The 17,193-nt window shown below is 65.7% G+C and carries 12 protein-coding genes and 1 pseudogene; 3 read left to right on the top strand and 10 right to left on the bottom strand.

Annotated elements, in window-relative coordinates; translation table 11 throughout:
* Position 1: 1 nt before the first annotated feature.
* The 10 genes from AC1RTO_RS17790 to AC1RTO_RS17745 all read right to left on the bottom strand — a co-directional run bounded on the left by AC1RTO_RS17790 (position 2) and on the right by AC1RTO_RS17745 (position 14,408).
* Positions 2 to 1,201, bottom strand: coding sequence for an MFS transporter (locus tag AC1RTO_RS17790; protein ID WP_493162144.1), 1,200 nt, complete (start codon positions 1,199 to 1,201; stop codon positions 2 to 4).
* Positions 1,202 to 1,320: 119 nt separating this feature from the next.
* A complete protein-coding gene (locus tag AC1RTO_RS17785; RefSeq protein WP_493162143.1) occupies positions 1,321 to 2,229 on the bottom strand; it encodes a LysR family transcriptional regulator in 909 nt (302 codons plus the stop codon).
* A gap of 248 nt (positions 2,230 to 2,477) precedes the next feature.
* Positions 2,478 to 3,143, bottom strand: a complete 666-nt coding sequence (locus AC1RTO_RS17780; RefSeq protein ID WP_493162142.1) for a hypothetical protein — start codon at positions 3,141 to 3,143, stop codon at positions 2,478 to 2,480.
* A 484-nt stretch (positions 3,144 to 3,627) separates the two neighbouring features.
* A complete protein-coding gene (locus AC1RTO_RS17775; RefSeq protein WP_493162141.1) occupies positions 3,628 to 4,875 on the bottom strand; it encodes an aminotransferase class V-fold PLP-dependent enzyme in 1,248 nt (415 codons plus the stop codon).
* Complete coding sequence (locus AC1RTO_RS17770; RefSeq protein ID WP_493162140.1) at positions 4,875 to 7,274, bottom strand: TonB-dependent receptor plug domain-containing protein; 2,400 nt, start codon at positions 7,272 to 7,274, stop codon at positions 4,875 to 4,877. The genes AC1RTO_RS17775 and AC1RTO_RS17770 overlap by 1 nt, the downstream gene beginning before the upstream one ends.
* 318 nt (positions 7,275 to 7,592) lie before the next feature.
* Positions 7,593 to 8,210, bottom strand: a complete 618-nt coding sequence (locus AC1RTO_RS17765; RefSeq protein ID WP_493162139.1) for a tyrosine-type recombinase/integrase — start codon at positions 8,208 to 8,210, stop codon at positions 7,593 to 7,595.
* A 187-nt stretch (positions 8,211 to 8,397) separates the two neighbouring features.
* Positions 8,398 to 11,613, bottom strand: a complete 3,216-nt coding sequence (locus tag AC1RTO_RS17760; protein ID WP_493162138.1) for an efflux RND transporter permease subunit — start codon at positions 11,611 to 11,613, stop codon at positions 8,398 to 8,400.
* 3 nt (positions 11,614 to 11,616) lie between these two features.
* On the bottom strand, positions 11,617 to 12,765 hold the full coding sequence (locus AC1RTO_RS17755) for an efflux RND transporter periplasmic adaptor subunit (RefSeq protein ID WP_493162137.1): 1,149 nt from the start codon (positions 12,763 to 12,765) through the stop codon (positions 11,617 to 11,619).
* The gene (locus AC1RTO_RS17750; RefSeq protein ID WP_493162136.1) at positions 12,762 to 14,021 is read right to left on the bottom strand and encodes a TolC family protein; all 1,260 of its coding nucleotides are present in this window, start codon (positions 14,019 to 14,021) and stop codon (positions 12,762 to 12,764) included. The genes AC1RTO_RS17755 and AC1RTO_RS17750 overlap by 4 nt, the downstream gene beginning before the upstream one ends.
* A gap of 57 nt (positions 14,022 to 14,078) precedes the next feature.
* The gene (locus AC1RTO_RS17745) at positions 14,079 to 14,408 is read right to left on the bottom strand and encodes a hypothetical protein (RefSeq protein WP_493162135.1); all 330 of its coding nucleotides are present in this window, start codon (positions 14,406 to 14,408) and stop codon (positions 14,079 to 14,081) included.
* Positions 14,409 to 14,567: 159 nt separating this feature from the next.
* Between AC1RTO_RS17745 and AC1RTO_RS17740 the strand changes: the two genes are divergently transcribed.
* The 3 genes and pseudogenes from AC1RTO_RS17740 to AC1RTO_RS17730 all read left to right on the top strand — a co-directional run bounded on the left by AC1RTO_RS17740 (position 14,568) and on the right by AC1RTO_RS17730 (position 16,624).
* A complete protein-coding gene (locus AC1RTO_RS17740) occupies positions 14,568 to 14,918 on the top strand; it encodes a DUF3147 family protein (RefSeq protein WP_493162134.1) in 351 nt (116 codons plus the stop codon).
* The gene (locus AC1RTO_RS17735; protein ID WP_493162133.1) at positions 14,915 to 15,331 is read left to right on the top strand and encodes a MerR family transcriptional regulator; all 417 of its coding nucleotides are present in this window, start codon (positions 14,915 to 14,917) and stop codon (positions 15,329 to 15,331) included. The genes AC1RTO_RS17740 and AC1RTO_RS17735 overlap by 4 nt, the downstream gene beginning before the upstream one ends.
* 241 nt (positions 15,332 to 15,572) lie before the next feature.
* Positions 15,573 to 16,624 (top strand): annotated as a pseudogene (locus AC1RTO_RS17730) (IS110 family RNA-guided transposase).
* The last annotated feature ends 569 nt before the right edge of the window (positions 16,625 to 17,193 follow it).

Genomic DNA, 17,193 nt, shown 5'->3' with positions numbered 1-17,193 from the left:
ATTAGGCGGCGGCCCAGTCTGTGCGGCAGAAGAACGCAATTGCCGCCGCCGCCACAAGGATCGTCGCGCTGCCGAGAAACTCGGTCCTTGGCCCAACGGCGTCATAGGCCAGGCCGCCGAGGGTCGCGCCCGACATGATCGCGAACTGGACTACGGCGACCATCAATCCGCCGCCAGCTTCGGGATGGTCGGGTGCTGCTCGCGTCACCCAGGTCCACCAGCCGACCGGTGCCGCGGTGCCGACCAGGCCCCACACGGCAAGCAAGGTCGCAACGATGGGGACCGACGTGCCGAACAGTGCGAGAGTGATCGCGGCAAATGCCATGATCGCAGGGATCGCCGCGAGCAGAAGGTGGAGCCTGCGGCCGATCAGGCGGCCGATGAGCGTCGTGCCGATGAACCCGGCGACACCCACGATCAGCAGCAGGGTCGATAGCGTGCCCAGCCCGACATGCGTCACCTGCTCGAGGAACGGTCGTAGGTAAGTATAGAGCGCGAACTGGCCCATGAAGAGAAACGCCGATGCCGCCAGACCGAGCAGGACAGTTCGGCGCTTGAGGAGAGCCAGCATACCGTCGCCGCCGTTGCGCCGCTCAGTAGGCAGCGCCGGCAAGCCCAGAGCCTGCCAGACAGTGGCGGCAATCGCCATTGGCACAACGCAGAAGAAGGCGCCGCGCCAGCCGATCAGGCCACCCAGAAAGCTGCCGAGCGGCGCCCCGATCACGGTGGCGAGCGCGTTGCCACCGTTGAGCATCGCGAGCGCCTTCGGCACGGACTCCGAGGGCACCAGACGCATCGCAATCGCCGCGGACATCGACCAGAAGCCACCGATAGCGATCCCGAGGACCGCCCGGCCCAGCATCAGCATCCCGTAGCTCTGCGCGAAGGACACCAGCGCGCCCGACACGATCAACAGAGCGGTGAGCCCGAGCAGCACAAGGCGGCGGTCGACACCGTCGATCAGGCGACCGAGCGACAGGCTGGCAATCATCGCGAATAGGCCGGAGATCGCGATCGCCTGACCCGCCTGGCCTGCCGACAGGTGAAGGCTGTCCGCAATCGGGCTGAGCAGGCTGACGGGCATGAACTCGGATGCCACGAGCACGAACGTGCAGAGCGTCATGGCGTAGATCGCGCCCCAAGCTGCCGGCTGCGCGGCATGGGAGTCGTCGGTGGCGTCCGCCAGGGCGACTGTCGTCACGGAAATCTCCTCGAGCCGAGCGCAGGGGCGCGTCGTTATACTCGAGGTAGGCCTCCCGACCGGCGGGGATTAGCCCCGCTGTTCTCCATGGGCTTGTGAGCAGCGCTCAACATGGCGGGTCAGAGCCCGAGTGGTCGCAGCTCCTTGATCAGGTCAATCAGCGCCCTGAGCCCAGTCGGCACATGGCGCCGGCTGGGATAGTAGAGCTCATAGCCCGGACCGGTAGTCGACCATGTCTCCAGCACCAGCGACAGCGCGCCAGATGCTACATAGGGAGCGAAGAGCGGCTCAACGCCATAGACCAGCCCCGTCCCGCTGAGCGCCATCGCCAGCATGGCGCGGCCATCGTCGGCGGTGATGCGGCTGGCAACCTGTACAGCGAACTCCCCGTCTGGTCCTTCGAACTCCCACCGGTAAATGCGATCGTCACCAAGCCGCACGCCAATGCAGCGAAGTCCGGCAAGGTCGTTCGGACTTTCCGGGGTGCCAAACCGCTCCAGATAGGCTGGCGAAGCGGCGACGACCCAGCGCAGATCAGCGGACAGCCGCTGCGCAACCATGTCTTCCGGCACTGTGCCGCCGTGGCGGATGCCTGCATCGAACCCGGCATCGACCACATCGATGATGCGGTTGCTCGCGACGATGTCGACCTCGACATCCGGATAGCGGTCGGCGAACGTCGCCATCACCGGCCCGAGCAGCAAGGTCGCGGCGTCGGCGACGACGTTCAGGCGGATCCGACCGGCCGGCGTGTCGCGGAAGCGGTTGAGGCTTTCCACCGCCGTGCCGATCTCCGCGAACGGTCGCTCCACTGCATCGCGTAAAGCCTCGCCAGCCGCGGTGAGCGTGACGCTGCGGTTCGTGCGGTTGAGCAAGCGGACGCCGAGCCGGCTCTCCAATCCCTTTAGCGCATGGCTCAGACCCGAGGCCGTGACACCCAACTCCAACCCCGCACGGCTGAAGCTGCGATGCCGAGCGATCGCCAGGAAGTAGGTGAAGTCGGCGAGATCGGATCGGTTGGGTGGCACTGCGTAGGTGTGAGATGCTCGCACGAAGAAGGCAATTGCCCTTCACGGCAGCACTCTGAAATCAACGCCATTCTTGGATGAACGGATGACCGGAATCGGGTGAGCCAACCGGAGGTGTGAACGTCCGACTTTGGGTCAGTTCGCTGCAAGGGAAGCGCAGGAGGCGACCAGATCACGTCATTCGAAGTGGTGCTATGAACGGAAATTTAAACCGACATCTGTCAATCCGCGCACCTTGAGACTTTCGCTCATTTCGCTGTGGCCTTAGCCTTTTGCTCGGCAAAGACCTTCTGAATCACTTGATCTATCATTTCATGACGACGAGGAATGCTTTTGTACTCCTCATCACTCTGACGGGCGAGTGATGCATGCTTAGGAAAATAGTTCATTCCGTCGGTTGTGGCCGTAAAATCTAGGCAGTTGTCGCCAGCTCGCGAAACATCGAGCCAGGCCACGGTGATGGCCTTCCCATCTATCCAGTCGACGACGCGCATATGTGCGGTTGGCCCGACAGCGTGACCGATCATTGCAACTTCTGGCGTCACATAACCGGTTGCCAGTTTGTCCGTCATAATATCGCCGCTTACGACCTGCCCATCGAAGGTAAGCTCCAGATCCAGTCCGTGGCTTTTGGGCTCCGGTTTCTCGTCGGGATTGTCCAGATCGCCGACTTCGAATGGATCGTTTTTGCATTGTGGCACCATTTTCCAAGCGCCGGCGAAGCGCTTGTCTATCGGCGGCCAAATGCCTGTGTTTTCTTCCGCTTGAGGAAGTTCCTTGTAGAATTTATTGATCTTCTCTGGAAGGTCTAGCAATCCAAGGCCAAATGCGGTCATCCAACCGCTAACTCCAAGGAAGATGCCGAGCCAGTTGCGGTTGCCTGAAGGCCGAGACGTTGGCGTGCTTGTCATCATAGCTCGGGATGGGCTGGAATTGGATAGGCCCGCCCACAAAGGGGCGGTTGCAGCAGCGCTGCAATGCGACGTTACTCATTTCACATACGTCCTAAAATGGGCAATCGTTCATTCTCTCCGTAGATCGGCGAATGCCGGGATTTATCACAAAGCCGTCGTCCAAGTTGTGCGCCAGAAAAAAGGCGGCGTCGTCGCAATTCTTTCAGTTCCAAAAGCTCAGCAGGATGACAACGCAAGGCTGAATGAACGTCGGAAATTGGAGAGGCGGATAGGTGCCGGGAATGGCTGGGATTGGGTTAGATGCAGTATATTGTCCTTAATACCCTTATCTTGGCAATCCCGGGCTCTGATGAAATATCACCGTTAGCGCCGTCTCGTGCTCCAGAAAGTTGATGATCGCTAGGTGCCGCAGCCATTTTTCGGCAGGGTGGCGTCAATTCCGACCTCTACGGCATCGGCATCATTGCAGACGCCCCGCGTAGCATCAGTTAAAGGCCGACAAGGCCTCGACTAGACGGTCGACATCGTTTGCTGAGTTGAACAGGGACGGCGTTACCCGGACACATGCTCCGCTGGCGGCTCCTATCCGATGAACGGTGAAGATGCGATGCTGTTCAAGAAGACGCTGGGCAATGGCGGCGTTCGCCTGCGGGCTGCTTATCCCCCGGAACCGGAACGATGTGATCGCGCCATGCGACATCGGATCGTCCGGCGTCAGTATTTCGATGCCGGGTATCGCCCGCGCCTGTCGGACCCAGCGATCACGGAGCGCGCGCAGCCGCGCGGCGCGGGCGGCGCGATCGATCCGCTGCTGGAAGGCCAGCGTAGCGGGTACGGTAAGCCAGGAAGCATAATCAAGCGTGCCAGTGTGAATGCGGGCCATAACGGTGTCGGGGCCGCTTGCGTCTTCGGCGGGATCCCGGTCGATGCGGGACAGCGCACCTTTGCGGATGTGGAGGATCCCAACGCCGAGCGGCGCACCGAGCCATTTGTGTCCGTTCAACCCGACGAAATCGCAGTCGAGGTCCGGCAGCGTGAAGTCGAGCTGTTGCCAGCTGTGCGCAGCGTCGACGATGACGTCGATCCCACGCGCGCGCGCCATCGCGGCGATCTCGCGGACCGGGATGACCAGGCCGGTGCGGTGGCTCATGTGGGTGAGGAGGATCAGCTTCAGCTGCGGTTCGTCCACCATCGCCTGCGCATAGGCGTCGATCAGGCCGGCGCGGGTCGCGGGCTCGGGCAGCGCGATACGGCGGACGCGGACGCCGCGGCGCTGCGCGAGGCTCTCCATGCACGCCTGCATGCTGTCGTAATCGAGATCGGCGTAGAGGATCGCGTCGCCCGGCGTCAGGCGATTATAGCCGAGGATCAGCGCCTTGAGAGCCTCGGTGGCGTTGCGGGTGAAGGCGATCTCGTCCGCCGGCACGCCGAGTTCGGCGGCGACGGCGGTGCGGGCGGCGGCGAGGTCGGCGAGCATGCCGCGGCGGGCGTAGTAGCTGGTGTCGCGGTTCACGCGCGCGACCGCCTGTTCGTAGGCGGCGCGCACGGGGCGGGGCATCGCGCCCCAATTGCCGTTCTCGAGCTGGATGACGTCCTGCGGTACGTCGTATTCCGCGGCGACCTTGGCCCAGAATGCCTCGTCGTCGGCGGCCGGATGTGCCGATGCGGCGCGCGCGGGCAGGGAGAGGGTAGCGGCCAACCCGCCGGCCAACAGCGCGCGCCGATCGATCATCAGAAGCTCAACCCCAGCCGGACGTAATAGCGACCGCCATCGGTATCGTAGGGCGCGTTGCGCGAATAGATCAGGCCGCGATTGGCCTGGTTGGTCGCCTCCGCCGGATAGGTGCCGAAGATGTTCTCCGCACCGCCGCGGATCGAGATGTTGGGCGTCATGCGATAGGTAAGCGAGGCGTCGAAAAGCGCGAGGCCGCCGAAGCGCTGGAACAATTCGCCGGTCGCATTGCCGGTCACGTCGGTCCACGGGCCGTAATAGCGGCCGCGCAGCATCACGCCGACGGGGCCGATGTCGTAGCCCAGCGTGCCGGTCGCATTGTGCTGCGGCAGGCGTTCCTGGAAAATGCGGCGCTGCGTGTCGTTGGCGATCGCCGCGCTCGTCCCGCTGCGCACGCTGGTGCGGTTGTAATTGTAGGCGAGCGTCGCGCTGGCGCGGCCGCCGCCGAGGGTGCGGGCGTAGCTGACCACGACGTCGACGCCGCGCGTGCGGGTGTTGAAGTCGTTGGTGAAGTAGCTGATCGAGGTGAAGCGGTCGGGATTGGCAAAGCCCGCGGGGATCGTGATCGTCGCCGACTGGCTGAAGCGGTCGTCGACGTCGACTTGGTAGAGGTCGACGGTCGCGCCGAGGCCGATGTGCGTCTGCGCGACGAGACCGGCGCTAATGTTGCGCGAGATTTCGGGGCGCAGCGGCTTGGCGCCGAGCGCGACCGCGAGCGCGTCGGTGGGGGCGAGGCGGCCCTGGTTGAACACCTGCAGCGTGCGGGTGTCGAGGCCCTGGCTGACCACGCGGGTGTTGAGCTGTGCCGGGGTCGGCGCGCGGAAGCCGGTGGAATAGGTGCCGCGCAGCGCGAGCCATGCGACAGGTTCGATCCGGCCGGAGATTTTGTAGGTGAACTTGTCGCCGAAGCTCGAGAAGTCCTCGTAGCGGCCCGCCGCGCCGAGCGTCAGCATCGTGATCGGATGCCAGGCGAGGTCGACGTAGCCGGCATTGCTGGTCTGCTTGAAGTTGCCCGCCTGTTGCGGGCCGAAGCCTGGGAAGCCGTTCGCGTTGGGGGCAAGGCCGGTCGCGGCGCCCGCGCCGATCGCATAGGAGGCGGCATCGCCGACACCGACCGCATAGCGCTCGATCCGCCGTTCGCCACCGAAGGCGATGTTGAGCGGTTCGACGCCACCGACGGGCAGGCGATAGACGAAGTCGGCGTTGAGGTTGGTTTCCCGCTGCGTCAGGCGGCCGAGGTAGAAGCTGGTCGGGCTGGCCGAACCGAGCGAGGCGTTCAGCGTCTCGGCGAGCGTATAGTCGATGCGGCTGCGCCCCGACGACGCGCTGAGATCGTAGCTCAGTGCGTCCGACAGGTTGCCGCGCAGACCGCTGGCCAATTGCAGGTCGGTGAAGGTCGTGCCGAAGCGCGGCGTGAAGCCCGCGGGGTAGATGCTGCGGAAGCTGAAGCCGGGAAATGCGCTGCTGGCGTTGTACACGCTGCCGGTGTTCGACGGATTGCGCCAGTTGAAGTCGGTCAGCCCCTCGCCCTGCTGCACCGTGCCGAAGACATAGACGGTGGCGGCGGGCGCGAGGTCGTAGTGCATGTCGATCGCCCCGCGGACGCGCTCTTCATCGGGTTGGCCCCAGCGCTGCACCGGGTTGGGGACGGCGAGCGTCGGGTTCGCCGCCTGGAAGGCGATGGCGTCGGGGCGCTGGCGGGTGCGCGAGGTCGCCTCGCCATGTTCGAACTGGCCGGTCAAGACGATCGCGCCCTTGTCGCCGAGCGCGATGCCGCCGCGGGCGCCCGACTGGTAGTTGTTGCCGTCGCCGGCGTAATATTGGCTGAACTGGCCGTACGCCTCCATCCCCGGCTGGTCGTCGAGGATGATGTTGATGACGCCGGCGATCGCGTCGGAGCCATATTGCGCCGAGGCGCCGTCGCGCAGCACCTCGATGCGCTTGATCGCGAGGCTGGGAATACTGGCGAGATCGGGAGCCTGCGCGCCGCGCGTTCCGAGCAGCGCCGAACGATGATAGCGTTTGCCGTTGACGAGGACGAGCGTCTGATCGGCCGACAGGCCGCGCAAGGTCGCCGGACGGACGAACGCCTGCCCGTCCGCGGCCGGCAGGCGCTGGACGTTGAACGACGGCAGGAGTTGCGCGAGCGCGTTGTTGAGATCTCCGGATACGCTGGATCGCACCAGAGATTCCGGCAGCACGTCGACGGGTGCGAGGGTGTCGAACTGCGTGCGGCCTCGCTCGCGTGTGCCGGTCACCACGATGTCATCTCCACCAACAGCGTCCGTTGCGGCCTGGCTGACCTCCGAACCCCCTTGGGACGCGGTGGCTTGCGCCGAAACGGCAGGCGCGAACAGAACGTGCAGCGCCGCAACGGCGCTAGCGGTAACGAATTTCATGATGACACATTCCCTGAAGGGCGGCTCTCTCGGCGCCTGTGGACTGCGCGCTAGAGCACCTTTGTTGCAGTGCCGTTGAGTTTCGAATGCAACGACGGGTCAGACCAATGACCATTATGTGTCACGTCCAACCGACAGCCTTCTTGGCGATGCGAAGATTGGCGCCAGTTGGTCTGCAAACGGACCCGTTCGCCGCGGGCCGCCTCGCTACTTTTCTTATCGATAGCGAACCGCGCGTTCGGCACAATCAGGCGCATGAACCAACGTCGGATGTCGGACAGCAAAAGAGCCGTCTTGAATGACCGCAAGAGGGTCGGCTCAGACCTCAGTGCGTTCGGCCAGTTCCAAAGCGTCCTCCACGTCAACGCCCAAGTAGCGGACCGTGCTGTCGATCTTGGCATGGCCGAGAAGGATCTGAACGGCGCGGAGATTGCCAGTCGCCTTGTAGATGATCGATGCTTTCGTGCGCCGAAGCGAGTGCGTCCCGTAATCCTGAGCTGGAAGGCCGATGCCGACCACCCACTCGTGCACGAGGCGGGCATATTGCCGCGTGCTCATGTGAGCCATGTAGTCGTTCCGGCTCGGGAAGACGAAGTCGTTCAGTGTCCCGCCGCGTCGCTCCAACCATGCCTGCATCGTCTTTCGTGCCGTATCCATCAGCTCGAACTGGACCGGACGTTTGGTTTTCTGCTGAACCACAACGGCGCGGTCACGGACGCGCCCGCCGGAAACTACATCGCCGATCCGCACCTTGACCACATCACAGCCGCGCAGCTTGCTGTCGATGGCGAAGTCGAACAGCGCTCGGTCGCGCAATCGTCTATGCTGGTCGAGCCAGAAGCGAATGGCCCAGACCTGTTGCTGTTTCAGCGCCCGCTTCGCACCGATAAGCCGGCCCTCGTTCCAGGGTCGAAGTTCGTGAAAGGCGGGGTCCATCGACGAGTGCCCCATCGATCATCTCCATCGGGACGGACCGGCCAATCGAGCGTACGCAGGCGCGGTAAACCGACGGTTCGGAAATGTGGTTGATCGGCCGTCGGTGATGCTGAACGACGGCCGGTTTCGGGCGGCGCCTCGTAGGCTCTGAGTGGCCGAATCTGGGTCGCCATTACCTTTGCCTAGCTCAACCGCTCAAATCGCGATTGGCACTCGAAATACCGTCGTCAGGCGCCCACCATGCCCCGAAGCGCGCGTAGAGCGTCGGCAGGACGAACAAGGTCAGGAGCGTCGCCGAGATGAGTCCGCCGATGACGACCGTCGCCAAGGGCTTCTGCACCTCCGCGCCCGCGCCATGGCCGAGCGCCATCGGCACGAAGCCGAGGCTCGCCACCAGCGCGGTCATGGCGACGGGCCGGAGACGGGCCAGGGCGCCGTCGTGCGCCGCCTGCACCCGATCCATGCCGCGCGCCATCAGGTCGTGGATCGACGACACCATGACCAGGCCGTTGAGGACGGCGATACCGGACAGCGCGATGAACCCCACGGCCGCAGAGACCGAGAACGGCATGCCGCGCAGCGTCAGCGCCAGCACGCCGCCGACCAGCGCCAGCGGCACGCCGGTAAAGACGATCACCGCGTCGCGCACCGAGCCGAGCGCACCGTAGAGCAGCAGCACGATCACAGCGAAGCAGACGGGGATGACGAGCAGCAGCCGGTCGCGCGCCGACGCCAGGTTCTCGAACTGCCCGCCCCATTCCACATAGGTGCCCGGCGGCATCTTCACCTGCGCGTCGATCGCGGCACCGGCGTCGGCCACCACGCCGGCGACGTCACGATCGCGCACGTTCGCCTGGACGACGACGCGGCGCTTGCCGTTCTCGCGGCTTATCTGGTTCGGCCCGTCGACGACGGCGATGTCGGCCACCGTCGACAGCGGCACGAAACCGCCGGCCGAGGTCGGCACCGGCACCTGCGCGACCTCGGTCAGGTCCGACCGGGACGCCTCCGATAGGCGAATGACGACCGGGAAACGGCGGTCGCCCTCGAAGATCACGCCCGCCTCGCGACCGCCGATCGCGGCGGCGACCGTGTCCTGCACGTCGCCGGCGGTGACGCCGATCCGCGACATCGCCATGCGGTTGGGGCTGATGTCGAGCATCGGCAGCCCTTCCGTCTCTTCGACCCGCACGTCGACGGCGCCGCGCGTCTTGCGCAGGATGTCGGCGATGCGGTCCGCGGCGGCGTTCATGCCGCCGAAGTCGTCGCCGAACACCTTCACCGAGATATCGCCCCGGACGCCCGCGATCAGCTCGTTGAAGCGCATCTGGATCGGCTGGGTGATCTCGTAGGCGTTGCCGGGCAGCGTCGAGAGCCTTTTCTCCATCCGCTCCACCAGCTCCTCCTTGGCGAGGCCAGGGTCGGGCCACTCGGCCCGCGGCTTCAGGATGACGAAGGTGTCGGTGGCATTGGGCGGCATCGGGTCGGATGCGATCTCGGACGTGCCGGTGCGCGAGAAGGCGAAGCGCACCTCGGGCTGCCGGGCGAGCATCTTCTCGACCTGGAACTGCATCGCCTGGCTCTGGTCGACCGAAGTCCCGGGGATGCGGACCGCCTGGACGAGGATGTTGCCCTCGTCGAGCTGCGGCAGGAACTCCTGCCCCAGGGTCGTGAACGCGACGCCCGCCAATGCGAGCGCGCCGACCGCGACGCCGAGCGTGACGCTCGGCCGCCCCATCGCCTTGCCGAGACCGGGCTCGTAGCGGCGACGCAGCCAGCCGATGATCCGGCTCTCCTTCTCGTCGACGGGGCGGCTGAGTAGACAAGCGATCGCGGCGGGCACGAAGGTCATCGACAGGATGAAGGCGAAGACGAGCGCGATGATGACGGTGAGCGCCATCGGCTCGAACATCTTGCCCTCGACGCCGGTGAAAGTGAGCAGCGGGGCATAGACGAGGATGATGATCGCCTGGCCATAAACGGACGGGCGGATCATCTCACGGGCCGATGCCGCGACCAGATCGAGGCGCTGCCGGAGGGGCAGCGGTTCGCTGCGAACGTGCTGCGCCTCGCCGAGCCGACGCAGCGCGTTCTCGACGATGATGACCGCACCGTCGACGATCAGGCCGAAGTCGAGCGCGCCGAGACTCATCAGATTGGCCGAGACGCCGGCACGCAGCATGCCGACGCTGGTCAGCAGCATCGTAATCGGGATGACGAGCGCCGCGATCAGCGCTGCGCGGAAGTTGCCGAGCAGCGCGAACAGCACGACGATGACGAGCAGCGCGCCTTCGGCGAGGTTGCGGGCGACGGTAGCGATGGTCGAGTTGACCAGCTCGGTGCGGTTGAGCACCGGCTCGACCACGATGTCGACTGGCAGCGCCCGGCCGATCTCCTTCAGCCGCTCTCCGACCCCGGTGGACACGGTGCGGCTGTTCTCGCCGATCCGCATCACCGCGGTGCCGACGACGACCTCGTGCCCATTCTCCGATGCCGAGCCCATCCGGAGTGCCTGTCCGGTGCGGACCGTGGCTATCTGGCTGAGCAGGATCGGCACGCTCTCGCGCGTGGCGATCACGGTCCGCGCCAGTTCGTCCGCGTTACGGACACGTCCGTCCGCACGCACCGCGAGACCTTCGCCGTTGCGGTTGACCACGCCCGCGCCGGCGCTGGTGTTGTTGCGTTCGAGCGCGGTGGCGAGATCCTGCAGTGTGATCCTCATCGCGGCCATGCGCTGGATGTCGGGAACGACGAGATACTGCTTGGTGTAGCCGCCGAGGCTGTCGACGCCGGCGAGGCCCGGGCTGCTCTTCAACTGCGGCGTGACGATCCAGTCCTGGACCGTGCGCAGGTAGGTCGCCTTGTCGGCGGCATCGACGAGGTGGTCACCCTCGGGCGTGATGTAGCTGCCGTCCTTCTGGAGGCCGGGCTCGCCGTTGCGATGATTGACCTGATCGAGCTCGCGATACTCGACCGTCCACATGAAGATGTCGCCAAGCCCGGTGGCGATCGGTCCCATCTCCGGGTTCACGCCGTCGGGCAAACCCTCCTCCGCGGTGCGCAGCCGCTCGGCGACCTGCTGGCGTGCGAAGTAAATGTCCGTCTTCTCGTCAAAGACGGCGGTGACCTGGGCAAAGCCGTTGCGGCTCAGCGAGCGCGTGTACTCGAGGCCGGGGATGCCGGCGAGCGCGGTCTCGACCGTGAAGGCGACCTGCTTCTCGATCTGGTCGGGCGAGAGCGCGGGTGCGACTACGTTGATCTGCACCTGGTTGTTGGTGATGTCGGGGACGGCGTCGATCGGCAGCCGTTGGATCGCGAACGTCCCGGCGAGGGCTGCAGCGACGGTCAGCAGCAGGACGAGCCAGCGCCTCTCGACGGCGAAGGTGACGATGCGGGCGAGCATGGCCTAGTCTTCGTTCTTCGCTTGCGCCTTGCCGAGTTCGGCCTTGAGCGTGAAGCTGTTGGTGGAGGCGATGCGCTCCTCGCCGGTCAGGCCGGCGGTGACGGTCACCGAGCCGCCGTTGGTCCGGCCGAGCGTCACGGGCGTCGCCTTGAAGCCCGACGGCGTGCGGACGAAGACGTGCGGCCTGTCGGCGATCATCTGCACGGCGGCCGATGGCACGGCGATGCTGCGATCGCCCGTGGCCGGCAGTAGCACCGAGACGCTGACGTTCTCGCCGACGCGCCAGGTGCTGCCAGCGTTGTCGATGGTGGCGATCACGGGAACGAGGCGCGTGGTCTCGTCGAGGATCGGCGAGACGAAGGTCACGCGGCCTTCCTGCCGGCGTCCCGCCGAGGCCACCTCGACGCGCGCGCCCGGCGCGACGCGTCCGGCATCGGCGGGCACCAGCGACATCGTCACCGACACCTTGGAGAGGTTCGCAACCCGGAAGATCTCGGCGTCGGCAGCGATCTGCTGGCCGAGCGTAGCCGAGCGGGCGATTACCTGACCGGCGATCGGCGAGCGCACCGTGATGCGGTTGAGCGCGCCGCCTCCGCCGCCGGTAGCCGACAGCTGCTGACGGGCGAGCCGCAGCGCGATGGTCGCCTCGGTCGCGGCGGTGCGGGCGGCCACGAGGTCTTGCTCGGGCGAGACGCGCTCGGCGAACAGGCGCTGCTCCCGACGCAGGTGCGACTGTGCGAGCGCCGAGCGCGCGCGCGCGGCTTCCACCTCTGCGTTGAGGCTTGCGGCCTCGCGGCTCTCGATGACGGCGAGCGTCTCGCCGCGCCGGACCGGCTGGCCGAGATTGCGGGTGAGCGAGACGAGGCGTCCGCCGATGGCGGCCGACACCACCTGCACGCCCTGCGGATCGCCCTCGATCGTGGCGGGCAGCTCGATCGCACCGGCGACGCCGCCGACCGTCGGGCGCGTCACTTCGATGCCGGCGTCGGCGATCTGCTGCGCGGTCAGCGTGGCGGTCGTCGGATCGCCGGCGGGACGCTCCTTCGCCTCTCCGCCCTCGGCGGTCCTCTCGGCGGGTTGGGCGGATCGGCCGCAGCCGGATACGGCAAGGACCAGCGCTGCAGACATCGCGGCCTTCATCAAGCGGTTCATCGTTGATCGTCCTTGGGTAGCGGCGCGGCGGCGGTCAGCCGTTCCAGGCGAGCCTGCGCGTCGTGAAGGGCGGCCAGCGCGTCGATCGCGGCCGTGCGGGTCTCGAGCAGCGTCCGTTCGGCATCCAGCAGGTCGAGCTGGCCGAACTTGCCTTCGCGATAGCCGATGCGGGCGATCCGGGCGGCCTCGATCGCGGCGGCGAGCGCTGGTCCGGTCGCGTTGCGCGCCGTGGTGGCGGCGTTCTCGGCTTCGGCCTGCGCCGTCGTTACGTCCTGCTCAACGTCGAGCAGGGCTACGCGTCGCTGTGCATCCGACTGCTGGAGCTGCGCTTCTGCGACGGCGATGCTCGCTCGGCCGTTGTTGAAGACGTTCAGCGGGATGGAGATGCCGAACACCGCCGCGACGTCGTTGGTCTGCTCCAGCCGCCGTGCGCTGGCGCTGACCGTCAGGTCCGGTACCCGTTGACTGCGGGCGAGGCGGACCTGTGCCGAGGCGGTGTTGAGGTCGGCGCGCGCCGCTGCGGCCGTCAGGGTTCCCGATGTCGTAGGGGGCGACATGCCAGTGGACGGCACGAAGTCGAACCAGTTGCGATCGAGCTGTCCCACCGGCATGCCGAGCAGCCTGGCGAGATTGCCGGATGCAGCTTCAGTCGACCGACGTGCCCGTTGGAGCGTTCCCTCGGCGGCGATGCGGGCGACGTCGGCGCGCTGCTCCTCGAGCGGCGAGGCCCGGCCGGCCTGCACCCGCACGCGGGCGGCGCGCAACACCTCGGCGGCGATGACCACCTGACCTTCCGCGATCGCGACCCGGCGCTGGGCGGCGACGGCGGCGTTGTAGGTCTGCGTCACCCGTAGCCGCAGGTCCGCGCGTGCGATCTCGGCCTGCAGACCGGCGCGTTCGATCTGCGCGTCGGCCACCGCGATGCGGGCGCCGCGCTTACCGCCCAGTTCGAGCGGAAGAGCGAGGCCGACCGTCGTCTCCGACGACCGCAGTCCCTGATAAATGCCGGTGCCGGCGACGTTCTCCGCCTCGCCGACGATGGAGGGGTTAGGGCGAAGGCCGGCGACGCGGCGCTGCGCCTCGACCGCACGAATGCCGGCCGCCGCTGCGTCCTGAAACGGCGACGAGGCGCCTGCCCGGTCGAGCGCCTGCCCGAGGGTAAGCACGGGCGTCGTAGCGGTAGTAGGGTCGGTCTGCGCTTGCAGCGACGATGCGCAAGCGCCTGCGGCCAGGACGGCCGCGATGATGCGATGCATGAAATGCTCCTGACGGTAGTGACGCGGACGCGCGTGAACGCGCGCCCGATCGACGCGTCAGGCTTGCGGAGGGCGGAGAACTGCTTCGGTGTCGTGACCGCTCAGCGCGCGGCTGCGTACGGGCAGGGGCACCGCCGAAGCAACGGAGGCCGGGATCGTGACCGCCCGGACGGTTGGCGTGTTCACGTGGTGCTCGTGGCAGCTCGCGTGATGGTGCGGATAGCCCTTGTCGGCGTCGGCCGGGACCTCGTCGCCGTCGCCCGGCGCATGGGCGGCCATCTCGGTCCTGCTTGTCTCGACACTGCCTGCTTCCGCGGCATGCGCCATCCCGGCCCAGGCCGTCAGGACCAGCATCAGGCACGCCAGGAAGGGCAAGAGCTTGCGCATGCGTTTGCCTAGCATCCTGCCGGCACCGTGTAACCCCGTTCCACAGGCATCCTCTGGTTCGAGGTCCTGCCGCAATTGCCACAAGCCATGGCCCGTCGTCCTTCGCGATGTGCGTTCGACACGCTATATGCACCCTGTAGCAACTACAGGGTCAAGAGCATGATGTGGTTCGTCGTGAAGTCGCTGCTCTCGGGTCTGATCGTCGCCGCTGTCTCCAAGGTGGCACGTCGCAGCCCAGGCTTCGGCGCTCTCGTCGCCTCGCTGCCGCTTGTCTCGATTCTCGGCATGATGTGGCTGTGGCACGACACGGGCGATCCCAATCGCCTTGCGGCTCACGCGGGCGCGACCTTCTGGTATGTCCTGCCGTCGCTACCGATGTTCCTCATCATCCCGCTGCTGATGCGCAATGGCATGCACTTCTGGTGGGCCCTGGTGGCTGGGTGCGCAGTGACAATGCTGCTCTACACGGTGATGACGTTGTTTGCCTCACGGCTCGGGATCGCGCTGTGACCCACTTAACGATCGGCAAGCTCGCCAAGGAGACCGGTACGACGGTCGAGACGATCCGCTATTACGAGCGCGTCGGTCTGGTCGCCGCTCCAGCGCGGACCAACGGGAATTACCGGTCTTACCACCCTGATGACCTTGAGCGGCTCCGCTTCATTCGGCGCACACGTGAGCTAGGTTTCTCTCTGGATGAGGTCCGCGCGTTGCTGGACATGGCGGTGGAGCAAGATCGGGACTGCGGCCAAGTGGACGATCTGGCCAATCGGCATTTGGTAGCAATTGACCGCAAGATCGCGGATCTCACCGCCTTACGACGCGAGTTGGCCGGGGTGATCTCGAGTTGTGCTGGAGGCACAGTGGCAGAATGCCGGATCCTTCAAGCCTTCTCGCCGCAGCTTGCCGCCGACGAACGGTGACTCGCGGCGACGTGAATAGTTCGGTTAGCAATTCTGGTGTGAAGATCGTCCGTCGGGGACCGTAGCCACGCCAACTGTTTGACGCAGTCACCACCGCGAAGAGCATGAACGAACATGGGGTAATCGCGGGAGCGCGCTACCTGGATCGCCGACGATGTAGAGGAAGGTAGCTGTTCCCCGATAGATGAAGGTGCGGGCTGACGACTGGCAGCCGGGCCCATACATCGGACGGAGAACAGCCATGGGTGAGTATACCGGCTCGACGTATCGTTGAAAGAGACAGCCGTTTCGATCCGGCGCGGCGGCAAGCGGGTATGGCGCGGCAAGTGTTTGTCGGACCCGCAGGTCATTGCAGCTCTGATCCGCAAGCATGCACCGTCCGCCGAGCGGGTGGTGTTCGAGACGGGGTCACTGTCGGTGTGGTTCTACCACGCACTCATGGCGGAGGGGTTGCCGGCGATCTGCATCGACGCGCGCCATGCCAAGGCGGCGCTCGATATGGCGGTCAACAAGACCGATGCCAACGATGCAGACGGCCTTGCGCATTTAGCCGAGGTTGGGTTCTTCCGCGAGGTGCGGGTTAAGGGCATCGACAGCATGCTCTCGCGAACGCTGATTGCGGCGCGCATGAAGCTCATCCGCGCGACGCTGGATGCAGCGAGCCAGATCCGCGGGTTGATGAAGACGTTCGGACTCATCGTGCCGCGTGGCATCGGCGGCAAGTTCGAGACGAACGTCCGCTCCCTGCTTGTCGACCATGCCGAACTCGCCCGTATTATTCTGCCCCTCCTCGAGGCGTGGCGGGGTCTGCGCGTCCAGGCGACCGAACTGGGGCGCCAACTCCTCGCCGAGGCACGCAGGAGCCAGCAAGGTCAGCTGCTGATGTCGATCCCTGGGGTCGGCGCAATTACCGCTACCGCTTACCTGATCGCGGTATAGGATCCCGCCAACTTCAGTCGATCACGTTCGGTCGGCGCTTGGCTCGGGCTGACCACCAGGCGATACCAGTCGGGGGAGGTGGACTATGACGGCCACATCTCCCGGCGCGGCGACAGCCACGTCCGTTCGCTCCTGTACGAGGCGGCTGTCGTGATTTTGACCCGCAGCCATGCTGACAGCGATCTGCGCAGCTGGGGCGTGAAGCTTCGCGAGAAGATCGGCTTCAAGCGTGCCGCCGTCGCTGTTGCTCGCAAGCTCGCGGTCATCATGCACGCCATGCTGCGCTCCGTCGAACTATTCACCAGGACTGCAGCTACCGCCCGATCCAAGAGCTCGGCAGCGCCTATGGCGTGACGAGGCGTCCCTGCCGGGACGTAGGCTGGTTCATTCCGCTTCGGACGTTGCACCGCGAACCCCGGTTCCATGCGTGCGGAACGAACATTGGAAGGAGCACCCCGCGAAGCCCCATGATGCGGCGGCTCATGTCGACCGCGAAGACGACCATGCCCCGGCAAATAACGTCCCGTACACAAAGGTGCTTGCAAACCCCGCTATTAAACGACGTCCGCTTTTAGCAAGAGGGAAGGGCGGTCTCAACGGCCGAGTATGGGTCTATTCCGGCGAACGTATCGACAATAACGGCACCGCAGAGTGCGCTTGAGCCTTCCGATCTAGACTTTAATACAAAGCGTATGTCGAGGCTGGCTTGTGCGGCTCCCCGCAACCATACACCAGACAACCAGACAGTCTCAGAATTTCCCGAGGCGGTTTTTTTGTACCTTTTTTCTGCGACTTGTATCCGGTTCAGGGCGCCTCCGATTGTCCCGTCCCGACACTCCGGATGTCAGGACGTCGGTTTGCATTCGGGGGTATTTTTAGGGGTATTGCCCGGCATCACTGCCGGAGTACCCCCACATGGCCTG

This window comes from Sphingomonas sp. GW821-FHT10F09 (assembly GCF_058809195.1).
Note: the sequence above shows the minus strand (reverse complement) of the source record. Positions and strands in the feature narration are given on the sequence as shown.